Genomic DNA, 21064 nt, shown 5'->3' with positions numbered 1-21064 from the left:
AATGCCGCCGGAATTGGTGATCATTTCGCTCCGGAATACACATCAAAAGCAAATAGAAAATGAACTCGCCTTAAAATGGGCTCTGGAGCATCTGGAATTAAGTGATGAATTTAAAATCATTAATCAACAGAAAATTATTGAAACCTCTTATTCAACTGTACATAGAATCACCACTTCCAAAAATAATGTTTATTATCTAAAACAAACACCGGAAATGTTGTACCTGGAACCCCAAACAATAGCCTGTCTTCATGAACAACGATGCCGCCATATCCCAACAATAATTGCGAAAAACAAGCATTTACATTGCTTTTTGATGCTGTCTTGTGGCGAGGAGACCTTACGGAATCTGTTTAAAGAAAAAATTGATTTGGAAATGCTTAAGGCAGGGATTCTAAATTATACTAAAATTCAACGAACATTAGAAAACAAACTGCCACAGCTCATAAGATTGGGTATTCCCGATTGGCGGCTTGAAAAATTTTCTTCACTTTATTACCAGCTGATACAACAAGAAGAGCTATTAATAAGTGATGGCCTATCAACAGATGAAATTACCTTCCTAAACAAAGCCCACGAAATTTGCATTAATTTATGTGAGTCATTATCCAATTACCAAATTCCAGAAACGATTAATCATTGCGATTTTCATGAAAATAACATGGTTCTTAATCAAAAGACAGGAGCCATAAGCATCATTGACTGGGGAGAAACTGTTATCAGCCATCCGTTTTTTTCTTTAAATGGTTGCTTGTGGAACATGACTTACTTTTATCAAATAAAACAAACCGATAAAATATATGAAACATTGCAACGACAATGTATTACTCGTTGGTTAGATCTGCATGACGAAACTGATTTAATAGATGCGCTAAAAATTGCCAACCAACTCAATGGAGTTTTTGCGGCATTAAGTTATAAGCGAATTTATGACGCAACTATGGATCAATCACTAACCGTACAACAGGAGCACCCTGGCTCCATAGCTGGCTGCCTAAGATCATTCTTAAACCATTTTCATTTAGCTTGACTGCTACATCAAGGCTATATTTGCTGAGTTTCGCTAAGTGATCTTACTGACTCACTGCTTCTTGACACTCAAATTGTTTAAAAAAATCCACCTGCTCTTTAAGTACAAAAGGATGGGCCTGGACATGATCCAATGTGTCACTGACGGATTTAATCCACACAAAATCACTATATTTTCTAAAAGAATGATAAGCCATTTCAGCTCCGGCATAAGGTACATCACGATCACCTTTAGTACCTACCAATAACAAAGGGGCTGTGGGTATAAAGTCGTAGTGGTTGAAATTAATTTTTAAAATCTCGGTATTTCGATCTGTCTTACTAATAATTCCATTAGAGAAATCAGGTTGAAAAATAATTAGGGGATTTTGTGGCAAGGCTTGAAGAATTTCGGCAACAGTATGATATCCATCCATCAATTCTGGAATAAGCGTATTGTATGGTGGAACAAAAATTTCATCAAAATTAGACCAATAATTCTTATAAGTTTGCAGCGCATAAAAGAAATAAGCCAGATAGGCAGTAGCTCGAGGTCCTGGTTCCAACATCACAAAATGCATGGTTTCTTCCCAACCATAAGGAGCTGAACCTGGGGCAACCGCAGTGACAGGTAAATCAGGATACTCTTTTGCAAGCATTTGAAACATAACAATAGTTGAAAATCCGCCCTCTGAATAGCCAGCCAGATATAACTTATCACTGATTGGGTAATGTAACCTGTTGGCTAACTCCTTAGCGGCAAGCAACATGTCAATGCTACTGCTGGCAAGAGTTTCTGCCTGAACATAAGGATGAAGTGTTAATTCATTATCGCCCAAACCAAGATAATCAGGCATCACCGTCATGTAACCTGCACTATTGCCATAGGCAGCAAGGTATATATAGTTTTTTTCATTATTTCTGGAAGGTACATCATTGCGTTCAAATCGGGTGCCATGTTGATAGCTAACAATTCCCACTTGCCCCACAGGATGAGTTGGCATTGCAACTAATCCTGAGGCAATAGTCAAGCTTCCATCTGGTGCCCGGGTTTTATAATTAATTTTATATAATTGCAGATCATAATGTACTGAAAGCGTGTCTAAAGGCGGCGTTTTTTTTAAGGTAATTTCTGCTGTTTCCCTGGGGAATTCACCAAGAGATATATAATCAACCAGTTTGTCATGATCCAAAGCAGCATGAGAATTAAAGCAAAAAATAATCCCACAAAATGTAAAAAAAATCCCTTTCAATACACGCATTGTTTTCATAACCATCGTTAAAAAAGATGCAGATAATTACATGTTTAATAAGAAGAATCAAATGAATCTGACACTTGCATTACTGCTAATGATACAATTAACCGATTATCTATGGCTGGCGAATTATTCCAGATTCTTTAAAATAAAACGAAGCTTTCCTATTGGGAATAACCAAGTGTTCTATTAGAAAACATAGAAAGTTAGAATTATATAAAAAGGTTATCTATGGCAATTCATCCGAATAAAGAAATTATCCAATGGGGTTGCCAATTCCTTTCATCTCATGGTTATAAACTAAAAAACAATCTGCCAGAAACTGTACAAGATACACCTTGGTCTTATGTCGCTCGTTTTGCAACATCTGATGGTTACATTTATTTGAAACATACACCAGAACAGCTTGCACTGGAGGCAACCATTATCCAAACTTTGCGAGATCAATTTCATGCCCCTGTTCCCAAAATTATCGCACACAATGCTGAATTAAATTGTTTTTTAATGAAGGATGCAGGCCAATCTTTGAGAGAAATTCTAAAAAAGAAATTCGATATGGTATTGCTTCACAAAGCTGTTAATCAATTTACATTACTTCAATTGACTGTTGCAGATCATGTGGATGTTTTTCTTGATATTGATGTTCCTGACTGGCGCCTGGATAAATTACCGGACTTATACATGCAATTGCTGTCTCAAAAAGACATATTAATAGCAGATGGACTATCAGAAATAGAAATTAGCAACTTGGAAGCATTGTGCCCGAAGGTTTTTAATTTATGTAAAAAATTATCTGGCTACTCTATCAAACAAACGATTGTCCAACCTGATTTTAATGACAACAACACACTCATAGATGATGTATCGCAAGATATCACCATCATTGATTTGGGTGAAATAGTGATTTCGCATCCATTTTTTTCCTTGCTAAATTGGTTGCAACAAATAAAAAAACATCATGCACTAACAGACAAAGATGATGCCTATCTGAAGCTCAAGAGTTTTTGTTTTAAAAATTATATAAATTTTGAATCTAAAAAACGCATATTAGAAGCTTTTTCGATAGCACGCCTATTATTTTTAATTTATGGATCATTGTGCTGTTACCGATTGATGAGAGCTTGTGATAAAGCAAGCTTTACATCATCATTTCAAAGACATGGAAGACCAAGCATTCCCTTGAAAGAATTGATGACAAAATTGATATCGATTGACTAAGGCATGACAAGGTCCAGAAAGAGTAAACCTGATACAGGCATCTGAACATATCGCTAAAACTCACTATAAGGTGCGGCCAGCGGTAATAACACTTTTATTGCTTACGAAGACTTAGAAAAGATAGCTAAAAACGGTAAACCGTTTTTTATCCCACCCAACTCAAAAGAAGATGCTTGTCTATCTTGTGGTAATGGGCGTTTTTATAAAGGTTCATTATCAGAAATCCGTATGCAGTTAGCGCTTGACCTAAAAAAGGATCCTGATAATGAGCAGATGAAAACTGGTTTGAGAAGAATTGAAAGTGAAATTTTTATGAAACCTAATTTAGCGTTACCCAAACAGGAAAAAGACTTCACTAAAGAAGAAATAACTCCACAAGAAAATACTTACACTACTCCAAACCCATTTTCAATAAAACCGAAAAAAGAACCTATATAAGTCTATGTAATGATATGCTTAACCACTTAGAGCCAAATAATGAGAAATCTTGATAAAGAGATGAAACTTAATGGTTAACAATATAAGCCTTCTATCAATCAACTAAGCCAATGTTTCATCGCTGTCAAGACAAACAGATAGACAAAATTTGCATAAATCATAACCCCAAGATACCCTATAATGAGAAATAGCCCATCTTTTTCTATCAATCCCAAGCTAATAATAATTAATATGGTAGCAAAAATAAAATTACTAAATGGAATTGGTAACATCAATAATAGAGCAAGGAAGAAAATAACAATTCCATTGATTATTTCCATAAAGCGGGAAGTCATAAACAACCATCTGGGTTTTAAAAAATATTCAACTCTAATCAAATAAGGAACGGTTTTATGTATAAACTTGGTTATTGTTTCCTGGTGAATAGTTCGTTCCGCAATAATTTTGGGTAGCCACATTGTTTTTCTAGCAAAAACCATTTGAAATGCAAATAGCAATATTGGAACACTAAAAATCAGGGAGATACCAGGAATAAATGAAAAAGGCAGAGCGCTCGGCAATGCAAAAAATAAAAGCACAACTCCAAAAGCACGCTCTCCAAGCACTTGCAAAATTCGTTGATAGGTTACTTCCCCTTTTAAATCCTTATGGTTTGCAATTTCTAAAAGGGTATCAGAAGAGCGCTTAATGCTTTTTTTCATAAAAAATCCAAATCAAAATATATATAGTTAATTTACCATCTGTTTGAGGAAATTTTTACCTTAAGAACTTTTGAAGCACATCTTTTCTCTATGTCTGCAGAAAACACAGGAGTACTTCAAGCTATGATGTGAACTTAACGAATTCTTGTAATAAGAAAATGATTAAAATAATAGCCACCATTAGAATAAGAATTTTAAATCCTAGACTTGCTGACTCCTTAATCTGTTTATTAGTTTCTGAAGACGCTTCTTTTGATTGTTCTTCATCAATGTTTGCGTCTTTCAGCAAATTTTTCTTATCAATATTCCGAGAAATGTAATAGGAAAAATACCCTGTAATTAAGCTAGGTATAAAAAAAGTTAACCAGACAAGAATTTTACTTACAGGTGAAGAATAATAATATGTGTCTTCCAGGTATGCCATCATCCTGCTAACAAAATCGGGAACATTATAATGCAATTCCCAGATTAAAAAAGGCATTATAAACAGACTAAAGAACAAGAGAACTAAAAAAATAATCAAACAAATTATTCCCATTACAGATAATTTGCTATTGTTATCATACCAACTATTATCCATAGGTTCCTTCCATAAAATGCCCAGTTCACTAAAATTATTCTTTTTAAATTTTAAAATATAAGCATCCATAATATAACAGGATATATTTTAAGCAAACTTTTGAAAATTACCGTCCGCCAACACCACCTCCCCCACGACCACCCCCATATCCGCCATGCCCTTTATGCTTTTGGTGTTCATGTGCAGCCGATTGCCCATCAGCCTGTAAGGCATTACCGGCATTGGATGATAATGTGCAAGAAGCCAAAATGAATATTGAGCTCAACGAGAACATTAAAGCAATAACTTTCTTAAATCTTCCATGACCAAGCATCGTAAAACTCCTGTTGCATTTTGATTAGAATTTATACGTGTTTTACAAAAAATTATCTTGCTCTTCTTATCCTCAGAGTTTTTTAGTTCATTATTTTTCTAATAACATTAAGTATAGACTTTGTAATGCATTGTGCCATCTGTAGCTGACTTCAAAAAATATCTCTTGGGTCATATAGCAACTTATAATTCGATAAGCTTTGTGATGAAGAATATTTTTCGAATATGTCAAATTTTTGAGTACTTTCTTACTGAGTATGTAGACAAGCATTTACCAGGGCGAGGGCCACACGTGAGTTCGGGGGCAGCAGCCAAAAAGCAAAAGCTGCCCCCTGAACTATTTCAAGCTATTAATCTCCTTTTTGATACTTTTTTACTACGTTAAACGTCTATTCGCTTTAAAGAAATTATGCTATAGCCTATTGATTGAATGTTACAATAATCGATTATTTAACTCATAAATGAACTGAAATGAGTTCTACTATATTTATAATTTTATCCGCAATACTCCATGCCGCATGGAATACCTTTGCTAAACGTAACTCAGCACCCTACTACGAAGTATTGGGAATTATGAGTTTTGCAACTATATTTTCACTTCTATTTATTCCCTTTTTCTCTGGTCCTTTGTTTGAAACATCTGATTCCTTTTTATGGGCGCTAACCTCTGGTTTATTTGAAGGGGGTTATATAATCACATTAGCTATCAGTCTTAGTCAGTCTTCACTTGGAAAAGCCTACATTATTATGCGAGGGAGTGCCATGATAATTGTCTGGTTTATCTCTGCATGTTTCCTTGGTGAAAATATAAATTTATTTAATATCCTGGGCGTATCCTCTGTCCTTTTGGGATTGATTCTTACAAGTCAAACCTTTAACAATGATGAATCAAGGCAATTATTATTCCCCATTCTATGTGGTATTTGTATTGCGGGCTATCATTTATGCTATGGTCGTTCTTTAGCACATGGTGCAAACCCGGCCGCACTTTTTTCTGCAGCTTTATGGGTAGGCTTGCCTTGTGTTTTTCTCTTGATGAAGAAAAAACAAAGGCAATTATTCAAAGAACAAGTCAAATCAAATTGGAAAATAACTTCTCTAGGGGGAATTATAAGCGCATTATCCTTCTTACTATTTTTAATCGGCTTGCGTCATTCTGAAGCGGGACTTGCCCTTACTCTCCGTAACACCTCAGTAGTCTTTGCGCAAATATTTGCTTATTTTATTGGTGAAAAGATATCTCAATACCAGTGGGTTGGAGCGTGCCTCGTAGCTTTTGGCGCTAGCATAATCTATCCATACTAAAAATACATGGATCCATTGAGCATTTGGCCTCCTTAAGCTGACAAAATAATATTCAGATCATTGTTTTAAATGAGCACTTAGATTATGTATTAAGCGGTTGCCGTCTTTTAGGGCGCGACTTTAAAGAGTTGTCTTTAGAAACTTAAAATCGTCTTAAAGAATTCTTTAATAGCAAAGTATTAATGGATAAGCTGGCAATTTCAGTCACTCAGCCTCAAATTGATTATGAGATGGGTGTATCTATGCTTAAAATGATAAAACGAGGATCCAATGATTAACGTAAAATCCCGTTTGCAAGCAAACGGGCTACGGCTTGCTGTCATGTCATACTTCCAAAAACGCCTCTGCCTTCTCAGGTGATCATGCCCTTCCTGACTGCAAATTAAAATTAAAAGCTTCGGACACAATAATCAATGGGGTCAGGCTCGATTGATTTCTAGTTACCAATTAGTAACTAATTGTTAATTGAAATGATCTAGGGTATTTTTTAAATGATTTTAACAACAAGGAGTACCAATGAAACGACAAGTCATGTTAACCCTAGCCAGTTATTTAATGAGTCATGCCGCTTTGGGAGTCGCAGGATCCGTTCAGGAAACGAATAAACAAATCGTAACGCAGTTTTATCAAAAAGCATTAAATGAAAAAAATTTTGATGAAGCACAAAATTATCTGGGGTCCTGGTATATTCAACATAATCCGATGGCACAAGATGGTTTGGATGGATTAAAAAATTATCTTACTTATTTAAAAAATACCTACCCTCAATCTCATAGCGAGATAAAACGCATCATTGCTGATGGAGATTATGTTGTGGTACATGTTCATTCTGTATTGGAGCCGGATACTAAAGGACGGGCCATTATTGATATTTTCCGCTTGGAAAATGGGAAAATTTATGAACACTGGGATGTCATACAACCTATTCCTGATGAAGCAGCCAATAGCAATGGCATGTTTTAAATAATCAACAGTGTAAAACTCTGAAGTATTGCCAGTTTTTGGCTCTACACCAAATACGTACATAATTACTCATAATTATTAATTGCCGTTATTCACTCCACTAATTTATATACTGCAAGCTTGTATACATCAGGATCATGAATACGAGTTCGGGTCAGAGCCTGAACGATACCGTCATAATTTTACACAATTATAATTTCCCCAATCTAAGGCATAATTACTGATATAAGAAAAAGCTTGTATCAGTGGTTTTTTACTCACTTTATAAAAAGTTAAATGCTTCTAATGAATTAGATCACGAACTACCATGCATGTCTATTCTTCATATTTTACAATCTGCTGTTTTATATATCTTTTTTTAAAATTTGACGGGATTGATCAGGATTTGACCCTAATTCAAATCAGTGTAACCTGCCTCTTTTTAGTGGGAGTTCAACAAATAAGCCAGCTCTTTAAAATCATGCACAATCATATCCGCATTGGCAAGCTGATCCCTGCTCAGGGTTGTCAGTAAACCCGCAACCAGCATTCCTCCCGCTTTCGCAGCTGCTACGCCGTGTTCCGAATCCTCTATAGCCAAACAGTTTTCAGGCTTGGATTGCAAACGATGCGCTGCCAGCAAATAACCTTCTGGAGACGGTTTACCCAAACTCACATCTTCCGAACTTACTATCGTTGTAAAAAACCTAGCTAAACGGCCATAATGAATTTTTTCAAGAATTTTTATTATCGAATAACGATTGGATCCGCTGCAGATACCGATTTTTCCATATTTTTTCTCTGCTCGAACTAAAAACCAATCCAGATCCTGAGTCATAGGTAATTGCTCACTGTTCTCGATTAACTCATTATAAACTGTGACCTTGCGTTCTATAAGTCGATGTATTTCAGTTGAGGAGAAAGCAAGACCCTTATCATTCAGTATTTTGGGAAATATACTGATATCGCTTAATCCCAGGTAATGACTCATATATTCTTCATAATCAAGACTAATCCCCGATTGATTCAGTACTTGGACTATCGCTTCAAAATGCATGGGTTCACTGTTAAGTATTACACCGTCAAAATCAAAGATTATCGTATCTATCATGTATTGCCTCAGTAGATTGACATTGTTAAACATATGTATTGTCAATTACCCAAGAGAAATTACTTTCATATTATTTTAGACAACTATTCTTAAAATTTCTTGTATTGGTCTGCTTAATCAAAAGTAGTATAGGAATTTTTAAACCACCTATTTCCTGTTTTTCAAAAGTAAAGAGCTTAAAATAGTAACAAGAAACTATTATTTTTTATTAACACCCAGACCATTTTCATGAACAATTTCGCATACCATCCCTGCACTACTTCATTTTTATGTACTATTTGTGCCCATTTATAAATCCGGGTCGACAACAAGCCTTATAATGATTTCATGGCCATTTACTCTTTGTTTATAGTGTCATTTGGCTAACTACCTTGGTTGGTGATGCACGAATACCTAATGATGCTTTAATTGATGCCTGCGATTTTTGCTGTTGATTCATGTGCGCCAAAATTTTGTGAATCAGCCTCTGCTCTTCAATACACGCAATGATTCTTACATGTGTTAAGAAAAGCATAGAAAACTTACAAAAGAAAACTTCAATCGAGGCAAGAAATTTAGTTTGAAATTGGAGTAGCCATCCAAAACATTATGCAAATGAATTTACAAACAATTAAATCTCTTGATGGTAAAATCGAATATGTTTTTATGAGGAATTACTTTGGCTGTCATCTACTACATTTATAAAATGAGCCTAATTGATTAATAACCGCAGCTTTCTTAGAAACATCCAAAACTTCCATCCAAGGCATATAGTTGTTACTTGTATCTATATAAGAGACTGTTCTTTGTCCCATAAAAGCTTTTAATTCTTTCAATAAATTTGAGCCGATCCCTTTAAAACGATGTATAGGGCTTACACAAAGGTGATTAATAAATACTTCCGATTCAAAATCCGTGAATAAGACAATGCCCACAATGTTATTCTTTATTCTAGCAATAATAGCATATTTGTAATTTTCTGGTTTCAGCATATAAGCGGCTAACTCGGTGCTGGTCATTAAAATTCGATTAGTCTTGATAAAAGCAGCGGTTTCATTAAAATCTTTAGCGCAAAACAAAGAGTAACTAACTCTTGCTTTATAATTCAAATAAGTGTCATCAAAAAACATAAATTGCAACATTGTCGATCTGGATGGCGTATATTTAAATACATAACCCGCCAAATGTACAGCATGAGTGCTTCAAAAGACCGGGATTTCATCGTAGTTCATCAGGAGCTGACCTTAAATCACTATTAAGGGAGTTAATTTCTTTAGAGAAAAATAGAGTTTCTTAATTTATCTAACTTAATTTTTTGACTTATTTAAAAATAGGGATCTCACCTAAACATTTTACAATACCTGACAAATTGTAAGTTTTAGTAAGTTCCATTTTGGAACTCACTGCGTACAAAGCTCACAAATCCTTTTTAAAACTTTTCGAGATTTAAAAAATAACGAGTCGCTTTAAGTTCGCCAGTTCGTTTGAGAATATTTTTTTTAACCAAGTCATTTAGATCTCTGGTTGTTGTAGCGATCGTTGCGCCAGTAATGCTCATATAATTTTTAGCACTTAAACCACCTACAAATCCCTCAGGCCCAGCATGAAATAATCTTAATAACACCTTTTCTTGCCTTGGATTAATTTTCCCTTCCGCTTCCTTTAAAATAACAGATTTTTTAATAATAAAATCAATATAAATATAAGTGCTTTGTTGCGCCTCCAGAGCAATGTTCGCAAACCATAAAAGCCAGGATGTCAGGTCTAGGGTTTTACTTGCTAAACCTAATTGCTGATAATATTCCTTTCTCTTTTTTAATAATATTTTTGCCAATACCGTCATGACGGGTTTTGAAAAACCTTGGGACAAGGCTTTTTCTGCTATAGCCCTCCCTATTCTTCCATTCCCATCTTCAAAAGGATGGATACTCTCAAACCATAAATGAGCTATTCCTGCTCGGGTTAATGCGGATAAAGGCGCTGAACCGGTTGGAGAACTCCTTTCGAACCAATTAATAAATTGATCCATTTCAGCGGGAACACATTTTGAAGAAGGCGCTTCAAAATGGATTTTTCGATCATAATCAGGACCAGAAACAATTTGCATTGCTTCTTCATGGCTACGATATTGACCAATATTTTCCAAATGATGGCTATTACCCATTAAAAATTGATGCCATTCAAATAACACCTGATGTGTTAGGGGACTAGAAATCGTTTGGTATAAATTAACCGTCATTTTAGCGATCCCACGCTCTGCCAAGCTGGCTCTAGGAGCTTCTGTAAACAAGCCTAACTCTTTTTTTATAGAAGATTGAACACTGTCTCTATTTAAATGTTCTCCCTCAATTTCAGAGCTATCCACAGCATCAGTACACATTAGATCGATAAACAAATTTTGCTTACCTTCTTGAGAAATATGTTGCGAAGAACCAATAATAATACCGGCACCCTCAGTAAAAGACTGTTCAAACGCAACTAATTTATCAGAGTCCCAAATAAAATTAGGCCAATTCTCAAGCTGCCAATTCCATGTCATGATTAATAACCTCTCTTTTTATTAATCAAAATATAGCATAAAAATGATTAATAAAGTATGGTTTTATTAATCACTGCTTGTTTTTAAATAGAGTTAACAACCTGGCATTTCCAGATTCTGAATTGAGAGTATATCTGGGAGCAGGCCCTGCTTTTTGACTTCTGACTAGAAGTTGGCAAAAAGCAAGACCTGACCCTGATGAACAGGACAAATTGAATTTCTTCTATTTGATTTTCATTACCATAAATAATTTGGCTATCTGGAATAAAGTCTAAGTTAAGTTGGTTTGAGTACTTCCTATAACAATCCGAGTTGCTGCCTCTCAGGATATTATGCATTGGCCATCTTAAATTCCATAAACTCGAAGGTGGTTTATATACATTGCTGTTAATGCAAGCATTTTCTATGCAATTGCGGTAACGTGACCAATAAGATAGTTCAAAAAAACTCTTTTCTAATATTTCACTTGATGATGAAAGAGGAGAAAAAAATTTACAAAGCTCTAAAAATTCTTCATCCTTCAAATTTCCTTCAAGAAGACGAAGTTCAATATTAGTCCCATAGGAAAAAAAGGTTAACGTTTTCGATTTTGAGTAATCATAACCAATCCAACAAATATTTTCCTCATTCAATACATAAGGCTTCATTTCCCAAACCCAATGATCGTATAAAGCAGCGTGGTCTAATGCTGATAAAGGCCCAAAGTCATACAAAAATTGCTTACATCTTAAGAGTGTATTTTTATACTTAATATTGTAACAATAGGAAGAGAAATGGGCTGAACACCAAGCGGACCATTTTTTAAATTGATAATGACTTGGTTGTTCATTATAGGGAACATCCTCTTCTCTGAGTTTAAAGTTAGATAATTCCACTTCATCAGAATTAGGGATAAAAATAACAAAATTTACTTTTTCTTGAGCTTGAGTGGGTCTGATTTCATGCAGTAAATTCATTTCATAATATCCAACCATATTAAAACAGATGCTTTTCTATAATTTTGGCAGAGTAAATTAATCTGTATATCTAGATTTAATCTGACAATTTCAACAAATGAGTTTTGACCTAATATAACAGCACAGCTACCAAAGCCCATCTATAAGATGTTAATCCTTGATTTGAATTTCCGATGCAAAACGCCAGTCATATCCATAAGCCTGTTTACGATAACCATAACCGGTTGTGCAGGGTTTATGCAAACAAACAGAACTAATTGATGAAACACAATTCAAATTTTTAGCTTTACCATTTTCTACTAGCCATTTAGCTGCTGCACGCTGGCTAGGAAATGTTTTTAAAATTTCTCCAGATTGTAAATCAATCATACAAACCGATTTACTTAATTTTGCTGCGGCTGCAGTAGCTCTTTTTCTTACATTTGCATTGGCTTTTTCATGATTTTTTTCGCTCCATTCTTTTAGTGATGCTTTACGTTTTTCATTAGCCTCTGGAGTTGTACGTAAGCAAATTAATTTTTCTTGCCAAGCTTGATGTTCCTCTGGGTTATTCTTAACCCAATTTTCAAAACTGGCTTTTCGTTTTGCTTGGCATTCTGGTGTTTTAATTGCTTCATGATTATTTTTTCTGGCTTCAGCATACTCTTCAGGATTTTCTGCTATCCAGTTTTTTATTCGCTCACTAGTCATTTCGCGATACTTTTTATCACTCATAACTTCCTTAATCCTTTGACTACGCATACGAAGAGCTGGGGTATCTCCTGATTGAAAAGCATTTTTTGATGCTTCAAGCATTGGTTGAAATTGTTTAGGATGGTTTTTCATATACTCACGTTTTTTTTTGCTTGTTTCAGCAATTGATGGATATTTAGTTGTCCCACCTCCACCTACTACAAGATTAAGACACTTTTCATCAGACAAAAGCTCTGAATCAACTAGTGATGATTCAAGTAGTTCAGTTTCCTCCGCGGTTTCGCATGATGCGATATAAAAACGTACAAATTTATCTGAATGTCTATTGAATTTATTTGCAAATTTTAATCCTGACCCTTGATATCGTTTTAATTCAGACCATTTGGGGCGATTAGCTTTACCGATATAATATTCGCCGTTTTCCACATTTATTTGAATATAAACAACTCTGTAATAACCATCAGAATTGTTTCGTTTTCGAACTAATTCACTTGGGGTTAACACATCAAACCAGCGATTTTTAATTTCAATTCGTTCTTTATTAAATCCTAATTTCGCTAAATTTCGATCAACATCAGTTGAATTGAATAAGTTTTGATCCATAGATAATTCAATGGGATTAAATTTTTTCCAGATTTTGATATTGTCATTAATTTCAATAATCATATTTTCAATATTAACTACTTCTTGCTGTTAGCCGTCAAATTAGATTGGAACCAGCTCACTACAGTCAGGTCATATCTTGATGTTTACAATAATCAAATTATTGTTTGATTGAACGTTCTTTTTCAGCCTCTTTCGTTTCATTTATTTTGTCATTACTCATAAAAAAACCTGTTATCGACGCCCTTACATGGCTACCGGCTGAATTTTCTACTTTTTTTATACAATGCAGAATATTATTTTTAAAAATAACCAACCTGTTTGGTTTGGGTACAATATAATATCCAATTCCATCAGCAGCATACTTATTCAATTCAGCACTATTTAAATGGTATCCTACCTTTTTCATATTATTATTGATTAACGTCACTTCGGGATAATTAAAGTCAAGTTGAGGAGTAGGATTTATTAGTAGCTCAGCTCCCCAATTTATGTCCCAAATTGGATGGCAGTAATACACATATGCACCTGAAATTTTGTACTTACCATCTGTATGCCAAGAAAGTCCTGAACCTCTAGGATATAGATAGGGTCTAGCATAGAAAAAATCCCAATCTCTATCCTTGAAACCAATTAAATGATGATACTCAGACGAGCTTGTGATTAGTTCTTGTATAAATAAATCAATGGTTGAGTTTGTAGGATAAACTTGCTCTGTTGTGCAAGCCTCAGGCCTAGGATGAGAAATAGTAACGTTGCCCCATAAAGGAGAACCATCCTCAAGACTAAAAGCATTTACCCATCTAGAAGAATGGATAAACTTAAATTTTTCAGTTTGAATAAAATTCCAAATTTTTTCAAAAGATTGTAACTCTAGGAAGTCATCGATGACTGCAAGTACATCATTGTTTAGAACTATTTTCATATCGATACTACTTTCAAAGGAGATATTTATCTCCTTTGATTACCAAGGCATATATTCGTCCTTGTCTTCATCGTCATCAATTCTATTAGAATAATATATTTTCATAACATCTCCTTATTAATATCCTTGAATAACAGGTTCGGATTATAGTTTTATTATTCCACCAAAACAATTGGTTTAAGTAGTATTTTTTTACACTATGATCCAAATAAACTCACAAAATGATTATTTACATTATATTTTGTTCTCATTTAGATCGAATAAATTTAGAAAGATCCGTTCAACGAAGAGGTCATGTGTTTAGAAACTTTGTGCTTGATAAAATGCGGCTAATATTTGAGAATGCCCCAAAATAACCGTTGTATTGATATCAATTAATGTCTATCAATTACATTTGAAAAGTGGTACCAAAAAAGGTACCAAATTTTTTAAATTTTTAAACTGCAATTTATAACTTATTGATTTTATTATGCCGCTGAGAGGAGTCGAACCTCCGACCTCTTGATTACGAATCAATTGCTCTACCAACTGAGCTACAACGGCATAAAGGAAAGTATACTTAAGATTGCTTATGTTGCAATACTACACCTAAGGTCCAATCAATATTCTTGCTATTCGGCATGAAATTAACTTTCTGGTAACTCTTAAGTCCATAACCGTGAACTAATAAAGCGTAGAGGTAGGAAGGCAGCATGCAATAGTTGAAAACCATGAGGTTATCTGGATAGAGGTCTTCAAGAGTTGACCATTTTTGATGGCAAATGCTTTGATCAGCAAAGGAAATAAGATCACGATTGGTAAAATATTGGTTGTCCAGAGAAAATAGTTTGTCATTCAGCATAAAAGTAATGCCGCCCAAAATATACCATTTTTCAATAGGGTTAGCGGCCAGTACCGATTTAATCTTTCGGCTTACAGAATGAACACTATTGACCAAAATGGCAATTTCATCTTTACAAGCATAGGCATCCCCTCGAGCTTGCCGCCCACTTGGTAATTCGTATTCCTCTGGAAAACAGAATTTTAAATCAAAAAACTGATGACCCATTTCATTCTGACCAAGACCAAGAAAACTATGCGAGAAAACCGTATACTCTCTGCCGTAGAGACGAATTGTGGTTGTATGCTCATGATCCACCAAAGAGGGATTTAAAACAGGAATAACAATCTGAACAGAAGCTCCACCAATATCCATCACACCAGCCAAAGGTTGCGACTCTTGTTGAAACAGGTTTAGTTGATAATTGGTTGCAAGCCAGGCAAAAATACCTTCCTCTGTGCCAGAAATAGTTCTTGCTGTCACAAGTCGCCAATAATATTGCCTGTCAAACCAATCAGCTACCAATTGATTGACGTTTCTGTGGTGAGTTTTAGGTAACAATCTCATACCCGCAGTGGAATAAAAATAAACTGGCATCAAAACAGCTGGGGCATCTGAAAACAATTTCTCCATATAAGCCGACACCGATTTGTTTTCATGCTCAATTGTAGATAATCCAGGAACAGCTTTTCGGTTCCAAATCTCTCTAATTGCAATGGGTGTACTTGTTTCATCCAAATCATAAGCGTAAATGTGTAATCGTGAACTGGAACTTCCAGCATCAATTACTGCAATGCAATGATGATTAATACACTCGGATTTGTCTGCATAAGCAGATAAAGGTAGAAACAAAGAGATACAAATTAACACGCTCCATCGCAACATAGTCTTTCCTTAATTCACATCAAATAACGCATTTATCCTACATTAATTGGCTTTTTTGGTCAAAACAGGAACTGAATTTGCAAATATAAGTGAAACACCTGGATATCCATATCAATGTGAAACTCAGTTTTTCCATCAAAATGAAGAGAGATAAAAAATTAAAAATTAATAAAATTGTTCCTTTTAAAAGTTCAAAATTTATGCTATAAACGCGAAATTTTTCATTTTGGAGCAGCATTTCTGTTATTTCCATGTAACAAAAATGATAGTTATCAATTAGATGAAAAATATTTTTTAATCCGGAGCAGTTTTAAATTTATATGGATAAATATAACATTAGCTCTATTATTTTTACTAACATAGTGAGAAAAAACAGCCCGTGAAGACTAATATTCCAACCCTATCAAAACCCATTAAAGACAGTGGTTACAGACGTGGTTTAAAGGATCGTCATGTCCAACTGATTGCACTAGGTGGAATTATCGGCTCAGGATATTTTTTGGGAACCGGTGAAGTAATTAATCTTGTTGGTCCCTCTGTTTTTATTGCCTATTTACTTGGTGGGTTAATAATTTACCTAACCATGTTATGTATGGGTGAATTAGCAGTTGCTATACCAATTTCCGGCTCTTTTGTTACTTACACTTCTGATTTTATATCCCCAACTGTCGCTTGTGGCGTCGGGTGGTCATATTGGATTACCTGGGTTGCCTATATCCCCGCTGAATGTGTTGCCGGGGGGATCATAATGGAATTGTTTACAGGAGTCAGCGGCTACATATGGGTGATATGTTTTGGATTAATCATTACCTATATTAATCTTGCCAAAGTCGATACGTTCGGTGAAATTGAATTCTGGCTTGCATTAATTAAAATTATTTCATTGCTAGCCTTTGTTTTCCTGGCAATACTCATTTTCTTTGGTCTCATTCATGGCTCAGAACCACCCGGTATGATAGGATTTAAGTACCTGTTAGGTGATGGAGGCTTGTTACCTAATGGGGCAATGTCATTATTGACAGCCATGGTTCTTTTGCTGGTCAATTATCAAGGATCTGAAATCATAGGACTTGCAGCGGGAGAATCAGAAAACCCCGCCCGTATGATCCCTCACGCCATCCGCAATGTTACTTTCAGAATCCTGTTTCTCTACATCATTCCGGTGTTTTGCCTGGTTTTAATTTTTCCCTGGCAAAAGGCGGGATTATCCAACTCTGTCTTTGCTGATGCACTTAATTTCTACGGATTGAAATGGGCAGGAGCAGTAACCAGTTTTGTCACTCTTTCTGCAACCTTATCCTGTGCTAACTCAGGATTCTATGGTGCCGTGCGTTCTTTAAATGCTTTGGCGCGAGATGGTATGGCTCCGCATGTCCTTGCCAAGTTTAATCAAAATGCAGTCCCTCAAAATGCCGTGATTGCTACACTAATTGGAGTTTGGATTCTTTTAGGCGTGGGTTACTTTTTTGGTCAAACGAAACTCTATATCGCTTTATTATTAGTATCTGGATTTACTGGTACTCTGGCCTGGCTTTCTTTGTGTATCGCACAGATCAGCTTTAGAAATCGTTTGTATAAAGCCGGTTACTCTATTAAAGATCTCCGTTATGTAACACCTTATTCACCTTATACTGGAATTCTTGCTGTTATATTAATGGTTGGATCCTTGTTTTTCTTACTGCTAAATAAAGATCCAATCTATAAATTATCATTTATCATTGGTGTAGTCAGCTTCATAATACCGGTCATTATCTATAAGGTATTTGATTTATCCAAGGTTAGGAAAAAAGCTTTGCATGTGAAAAGCCGTGTCAAATTCCAGGATTTATTTCCGCCACAGTAAATTAAACATTACTTTTGAAGTATTTCAGGGCATGCCAAAATTCATTTTGGCATGCCCCATTCCTACAATAGCAGCAACCAGCATCAATCAAAACCATTGTTACATACTAAGCTTTATCGCTGTATCAGGAGAATGAAAACCCTCTTTGATTAATTGATAAAACAGGATTTTAACCTCTGGTGTGATAGTCTCAGGAGAAGTTAATAATTTATCCTTGTTGGCAACAGTCTGTTTCTTTGCGAATAAACCGGACCATTTATTTGAAATAGGCAGAAGTGGTTGTAGATTTTCTTTCTCTGAGCTGGATGCCTCGTTCAGCTTAAATTGATGAGTAATCAATTTGACCATATCAGTTAGACATTGGCAGTCTTTCAAACATTTACCGTAATCAGCTAATCGCGATTTAAAATAAGATTGCATATCCAGTTCCGTACATCCTAACAACAAGGGGCTTTTAACTTCAAATAATCTCATTAGGACTTCGATTTCAAAAATACAGGCATTGGCTTCAGTATTGGGAATTTTGGCAGCGACATTAAAAGCATGGCCAGTTTCATGAACAATCGCTCCAATAATTTTAATTGCCGGCTGGAACAGTAAATAACTTTTAAAAACTATTGTTCTATTTTCAACCCATTTTTCATGAGTCGTACGCATTAACTTATATGTTTTAGAATTCACAAAAATTGCCGGATTATTACCTACTCCTAAAAACTCGCTGGGAGGAACAACATCGATTTCTAACTCAGGAATCAACCCATTAGTACCATTATCAAGACCACCTTCACCCAACTTCCTACATTCCGAAATAAGTTTTTGTATATGTTCCAGACTTACCATAATACCCCTCCTTATTGTAAGAAATCCCTGCAATCATAAAGAAATCAAAGATAGCAAACTGATCAAAATATGTTTCAATCAATTCATTATTTGGTATTAAAATTATTCAGTCAAGATTTTTTGTGAATTGTTTGAATATACTTTTTTCTTAAAGGTAAATTTAGAGTGTGTATGACACTTCCATTTACTCAATGGAAATAAATTTTTGAATTAATAAAATCTTTATTCATGAAGTTAATTTTATTACCCACATAGACTGCTCTAATCAATTGCAAATCTGTGCTCTTAACATAATTCACACATTATTTACTAAATAGAAACTTTTTAGTGATTAGACCTTGAGTTTTTTACTCATTATTGATACTATTTGGGCAATTTATTATCTTTTGGCATTATCAAGGTAGGTATAAACATGGGTGGATTAACTAGCGAACAATATTACAGTCAAGTAGTTGGCAAAATTGGATATATCGCCAGATGCATGCAAGACATTGATCCTGAGAATAATTTGAAAAAAATAAGGGATGATTACCAGGATATATTGATATGGACAGAAAAAAATTATCGTTTTGAGGAAATCTTGGAAGCCAGTAAATCAGGAAAGTGCCCTAATGATCTGGATGCATTAAGCCGAAGATCTCTGGTATTACAAGAATTAAAGCGGCTTGTTTCATTAACCAGTCCTTTCAAAATGAAAATAGACCTGATTGAGTCTGAATATGAAAAGATGAAAAGCCATGCGAATTTATGGAAAAGTGACTATTATAGCAAACTCAATGAGCTCACTCGATTAACAGACTACATCAAAAATGCAGAGTCTACCCCTAAAAATCATTTTCTAAGAGCAATGACCTCCGTTTTGCAAATGCAGATAGCCCAATATGGAATTACACAAGATAATGACTGCATCAACCTATTGTTTAAACAGGCATTGCATTTGCTCGCCATGGGTAACGAAAAGATAGATGAGCAATATCTCTTGTTTAAAAGGTATGTAAAAGAACAGCCTGAAGAATCACCTTTTGAAGGCATTTTGCCTGCGGAAGACCAGAAAATTTTAGTCAAAGCTATGATAGATTATGCCATGCCGAAACTTTCAAGCAAGGTTTTACAAGATAAATTATCGGCACTATCCAGTTCTGATGAATTAACAAAAACATTACTTGATAGCATCGACAGAATTGTTGAGGAAAACGAAAAATTAAATGCTTTAAGCAAAGTCAAATTAGGTAAATTTAGCCTGGATATCAGGGAAATTGAAGAGATTTACTCTCAAGCTCTGAAAATATCACCACAAGATGCTTTGCAATATACTGCTCAACAATGTGATGCCCAATTATTAAGCATGGCATTTCCTGATTCCCAAAGTTACATTGTTGAATCTATATCGAACAAAAAGGCCAAGGCCATTGCAGAGCTAATCCATAGTAAAGAATTTATTTATCAAATTATTAAGACAGAAGTTTTTAAACAAGTTGATCCTAATGAGAAAATTCGACTACAAGCTGCAACAGAATTGTATCAGCTTCTTGGGAGAACCATGGATAAACAGATCCATCTTTTTGCCAAGATGAATCTCGAACAAATTAATGAATATATTCAAACTAAAACCAAATCAATCCTGGACAAAATTCCTGAAAGAGTTGAGTTATTAACTTTTATGGGCTTTGAAATTCCAACTTTCAAGGGAATTGAGACACTTATGACCGCTCTCTCCCAATCTGAGGATCAAGCAACTGTCGCTATAGCTCAGGAGTTTTATACGAATATAAAAAATGCAAAAAACCAATTGTTGGGCAATAAACTGATTGAAGACATTGCTCCACAGGATGTAGAGAAATTTTTTAATCACTGTAGTCAATACGGTGCAGAAGCCGCTCAAAAGCTGGCTGACAATCGCCCAGTATTGACAAAAATAGCCGATATTTTGACAGCCATTGCCCGTTGGGCGATTAGTTTAATAGGTTTCAACACGCCGCCACAGTTTTTGGCTCCAACCAGAACTTGTGTTGATCAGGTATCCGATGAAATCAATAAAATTAAAGTTAAACTTGAAGATACTTTGGGAATCTTGCAAAAAGCACAGGAAGAAAGCCTAAGCCTTTAATCT

The 21064-nt window shown here is 35.1% G+C and carries 19 protein-coding genes, 1 tRNA gene and 1 pseudogene; 7 read left to right on the top strand and 14 right to left on the bottom strand.

What is annotated here, in order from left to right; all coding sequences use genetic code 11:
• The first annotated feature begins 1 nt into the window (after position 1).
• A complete protein-coding gene (locus tag CC34_RS0103840) occupies positions 2 to 1030 on the top strand; it encodes a phosphotransferase (protein WP_050598193.1) in 1029 nt (342 codons plus the stop codon).
• A 43-nt stretch (positions 1031 to 1073) separates the two neighbouring features.
• Here CC34_RS0103840 and CC34_RS0103835 read toward each other — a convergent pair whose 3' ends face one another.
• Complete coding sequence (locus CC34_RS0103835) at positions 1074 to 2285, bottom strand: alpha/beta hydrolase family protein (protein ID WP_028379173.1); 1212 nt, start codon at positions 2283 to 2285, stop codon at positions 1074 to 1076.
• Positions 2286 to 2495: 210 nt separating this feature from the next.
• Here CC34_RS0103835 and CC34_RS0103830 point away from each other — a divergent pair, with 210 nt between their 5' ends.
• Complete coding sequence (locus tag CC34_RS0103830) at positions 2496 to 3482, top strand: aminoglycoside phosphotransferase family protein (RefSeq protein ID WP_028379172.1); 987 nt, start codon at positions 2496 to 2498, stop codon at positions 3480 to 3482.
• A gap of 228 nt (positions 3483 to 3710) precedes the next feature.
• A complete protein-coding gene (locus CC34_RS1000000117330; protein ID WP_229309784.1) occupies positions 3711 to 3920 on the top strand; it encodes a hypothetical protein in 210 nt (69 codons plus the stop codon).
• Between the two features lie 98 nt (positions 3921 to 4018).
• Here the strand turns inward: CC34_RS1000000117330 and CC34_RS0103820 are convergent, their stop codons facing one another.
• The 3 genes from CC34_RS0103820 to CC34_RS0103810 all read right to left on the bottom strand — a co-directional run bounded on the left by CC34_RS0103820 (position 4019) and on the right by CC34_RS0103810 (position 5514).
• Positions 4019 to 4621 carry an exopolysaccharide biosynthesis protein gene (locus CC34_RS0103820; RefSeq protein ID WP_028379171.1) on the bottom strand — a complete coding sequence of 201 codons (603 nt, stop codon included), beginning with the start codon at positions 4619 to 4621 and terminating at the stop codon, positions 4019 to 4021.
• A gap of 121 nt (positions 4622 to 4742) precedes the next feature.
• Entirely contained in the window at positions 4743 to 5201 is a 459-nt protein-coding gene (locus tag CC34_RS0103815; RefSeq protein WP_028379170.1) for a hypothetical protein, read from the bottom strand.
• A gap of 106 nt (positions 5202 to 5307) precedes the next feature.
• Positions 5308 to 5514, bottom strand: coding sequence for a hypothetical protein (locus tag CC34_RS0103810; RefSeq protein ID WP_027227681.1), 207 nt, complete (start codon positions 5512 to 5514; stop codon positions 5308 to 5310).
• Between the two features lie 470 nt (positions 5515 to 5984).
• Between CC34_RS0103810 and CC34_RS0103805 the strand changes: the two genes are divergently transcribed.
• Together CC34_RS0103805 and CC34_RS0103795 are read left to right on the top strand one after the other, a co-directional pair.
• Positions 5985 to 6818, top strand: coding sequence for a DMT family transporter (locus CC34_RS0103805; RefSeq protein ID WP_028379169.1), 834 nt, complete (start codon positions 5985 to 5987; stop codon positions 6816 to 6818).
• A gap of 516 nt (positions 6819 to 7334) precedes the next feature.
• The gene (locus CC34_RS0103795) at positions 7335 to 7781 is read left to right on the top strand and encodes a nuclear transport factor 2 family protein (RefSeq protein ID WP_028379168.1); all 447 of its coding nucleotides are present in this window, start codon (positions 7335 to 7337) and stop codon (positions 7779 to 7781) included.
• 421 nt (positions 7782 to 8202) lie between these two features.
• Here CC34_RS0103795 and CC34_RS0103790 read toward each other — a convergent pair whose 3' ends face one another.
• The 9 genes and pseudogenes from CC34_RS0103790 to CC34_RS0103750 form a co-directional block, all read right to left on the bottom strand.
• Positions 8203 to 8871: an HAD family hydrolase gene (locus CC34_RS0103790; protein ID WP_027227678.1), complete on the bottom strand. Its 669-nt coding sequence runs from the start codon at positions 8869 to 8871 to the stop codon at positions 8203 to 8205.
• A gap of 346 nt (positions 8872 to 9217) precedes the next feature.
• On the bottom strand, positions 9218 to 9385 hold the full coding sequence (locus CC34_RS1000000117325; RefSeq protein ID WP_161499094.1) for a hypothetical protein: 168 nt from the start codon (positions 9383 to 9385) through the stop codon (positions 9218 to 9220).
• Between the two features lie 151 nt (positions 9386 to 9536).
• Positions 9537 to 9980, bottom strand: a complete 444-nt coding sequence (locus CC34_RS0103785; protein WP_028379167.1) for a GNAT family N-acetyltransferase — start codon at positions 9978 to 9980, stop codon at positions 9537 to 9539.
• Positions 9981 to 10279: 299 nt separating this feature from the next.
• Positions 10280 to 11389, bottom strand: coding sequence for a Fic family protein (locus CC34_RS0103780; RefSeq protein WP_028379166.1), 1110 nt, complete (start codon positions 11387 to 11389; stop codon positions 10280 to 10282).
• A gap of 200 nt (positions 11390 to 11589) precedes the next feature.
• Positions 11590 to 12345: pseudogene (locus tag CC34_RS01000000116140) on the bottom strand (hypothetical protein); the annotation flags it as partial.
• Positions 12346 to 12495: 150 nt separating this feature from the next.
• Positions 12496 to 13704, bottom strand: coding sequence for a GIY-YIG nuclease family protein (locus CC34_RS0103765; protein WP_028379165.1), 1209 nt, complete (start codon positions 13702 to 13704; stop codon positions 12496 to 12498).
• Positions 13705 to 13801: 97 nt separating this feature from the next.
• A complete protein-coding gene (locus CC34_RS0103760) occupies positions 13802 to 14566 on the bottom strand; it encodes a 2OG-Fe(II) oxygenase (RefSeq protein WP_028379164.1) in 765 nt (254 codons plus the stop codon).
• Between the two features lie 470 nt (positions 14567 to 15036).
• Positions 15037 to 15109: transfer RNA gene (locus CC34_RS0103755), tRNA-Thr, on the bottom strand.
• 16 nt (positions 15110 to 15125) lie between these two features.
• Positions 15126 to 16271, bottom strand: coding sequence for a multidrug DMT transporter permease (locus CC34_RS0103750; RefSeq protein WP_027227672.1), 1146 nt, complete (start codon positions 16269 to 16271; stop codon positions 15126 to 15128).
• Positions 16272 to 16650: 379 nt separating this feature from the next.
• Here CC34_RS0103750 and CC34_RS0103740 point away from each other — a divergent pair, with 379 nt between their 5' ends.
• Positions 16651 to 18114, top strand: coding sequence for an amino acid permease (locus CC34_RS0103740; protein ID WP_027227670.1), 1464 nt, complete (start codon positions 16651 to 16653; stop codon positions 18112 to 18114).
• Between the two features lie 99 nt (positions 18115 to 18213).
• Here the strand turns inward: CC34_RS0103740 and CC34_RS0103735 are convergent, their stop codons facing one another.
• On the bottom strand, positions 18214 to 18954 hold the full coding sequence (locus CC34_RS0103735; protein ID WP_028379162.1) for a hypothetical protein: 741 nt from the start codon (positions 18952 to 18954) through the stop codon (positions 18214 to 18216).
• 412 nt (positions 18955 to 19366) lie between these two features.
• Here CC34_RS0103735 and CC34_RS0103730 point away from each other — a divergent pair, with 412 nt between their 5' ends.
• A complete protein-coding gene (locus CC34_RS0103730; protein WP_028379161.1) occupies positions 19367 to 21061 on the top strand; it encodes a hypothetical protein in 1695 nt (564 codons plus the stop codon).
• The last annotated feature ends 3 nt before the right edge of the window (positions 21062 to 21064 follow it).

Source organism: Legionella pneumophila subsp. fraseri (assembly GCF_000586315.1).
Lineage (GTDB): Bacteria > Pseudomonadota > Gammaproteobacteria > Legionellales > Legionellaceae > Legionella > Legionella pneumophila_B.
This window is presented reverse-complemented; position numbering and strand designations above follow the sequence as displayed.

What these genes read in the sequence shown, in the direction of transcription:
- CC34_RS0103840 (WP_050598193.1), top strand. Translation starts at nt 2, where the DNA reads ATGCCGCCGGAATTGGTGATCATTTCGCTCCGGAATACACATCAAAAG.
- CC34_RS0103835 (WP_028379173.1), bottom strand. Translation starts at nt 2,285, where the DNA reads ATGGTTATGAAAACAATGCGTGTATTGAAAGGGATTTTTTTTACATTT.
- CC34_RS0103830 (WP_028379172.1), top strand. Translation starts at nt 2,496, where the DNA reads ATGGCAATTCATCCGAATAAAGAAATTATCCAATGGGGTTGCCAATTC.
- CC34_RS1000000117330 (WP_229309784.1), top strand. Translation starts at nt 3,711, where the DNA reads ATGCAGTTAGCGCTTGACCTAAAAAAGGATCCTGATAATGAGCAGATG.
- CC34_RS0103820 (WP_028379171.1), bottom strand. Translation starts at nt 4,621, where the DNA reads ATGAAAAAAAGCATTAAGCGCTCTTCTGATACCCTTTTAGAAATTGCA.
- CC34_RS0103815 (WP_028379170.1), bottom strand. Translation starts at nt 5,201, where the DNA reads ATGGATAATAGTTGGTATGATAACAATAGCAAATTATCTGTAATGGGA.
- CC34_RS0103810 (WP_027227681.1), bottom strand. Translation starts at nt 5,514, where the DNA reads ATGCTTGGTCATGGAAGATTTAAGAAAGTTATTGCTTTAATGTTCTCG.
- CC34_RS0103805 (WP_028379169.1), top strand. Translation starts at nt 5,985, where the DNA reads ATGAGTTCTACTATATTTATAATTTTATCCGCAATACTCCATGCCGCA.
- CC34_RS0103795 (WP_028379168.1), top strand. Translation starts at nt 7,335, where the DNA reads ATGAAACGACAAGTCATGTTAACCCTAGCCAGTTATTTAATGAGTCAT.
- CC34_RS0103790 (WP_027227678.1), bottom strand. Translation starts at nt 8,871, where the DNA reads ATGATAGATACGATAATCTTTGATTTTGACGGTGTAATACTTAACAGT.
- CC34_RS1000000117325 (WP_161499094.1), bottom strand. Translation starts at nt 9,385, where the DNA reads ATGCTTTTCTTAACACATGTAAGAATCATTGCGTGTATTGAAGAGCAG.
- CC34_RS0103785 (WP_028379167.1), bottom strand. Translation starts at nt 9,980, where the DNA reads ATGTTTTTTGATGACACTTATTTGAATTATAAAGCAAGAGTTAGTTAC.
- CC34_RS0103780 (WP_028379166.1), bottom strand. Translation starts at nt 11,389, where the DNA reads ATGACATGGAATTGGCAGCTTGAGAATTGGCCTAATTTTATTTGGGAC.
- CC34_RS0103765 (WP_028379165.1), bottom strand. Translation starts at nt 13,704, where the DNA reads ATGATTATTGAAATTAATGACAATATCAAAATCTGGAAAAAATTTAAT.
- CC34_RS0103760 (WP_028379164.1), bottom strand. Translation starts at nt 14,566, where the DNA reads ATGAAAATAGTTCTAAACAATGATGTACTTGCAGTCATCGATGACTTC.
- CC34_RS0103750 (WP_027227672.1), bottom strand. Translation starts at nt 16,271, where the DNA reads ATGTTGCGATGGAGCGTGTTAATTTGTATCTCTTTGTTTCTACCTTTA.
- CC34_RS0103735 (WP_028379162.1), bottom strand. Translation starts at nt 18,954, where the DNA reads ATGGTAAGTCTGGAACATATACAAAAACTTATTTCGGAATGTAGGAAG.
- CC34_RS0103730 (WP_028379161.1), top strand. Translation starts at nt 19,367, where the DNA reads ATGGGTGGATTAACTAGCGAACAATATTACAGTCAAGTAGTTGGCAAA.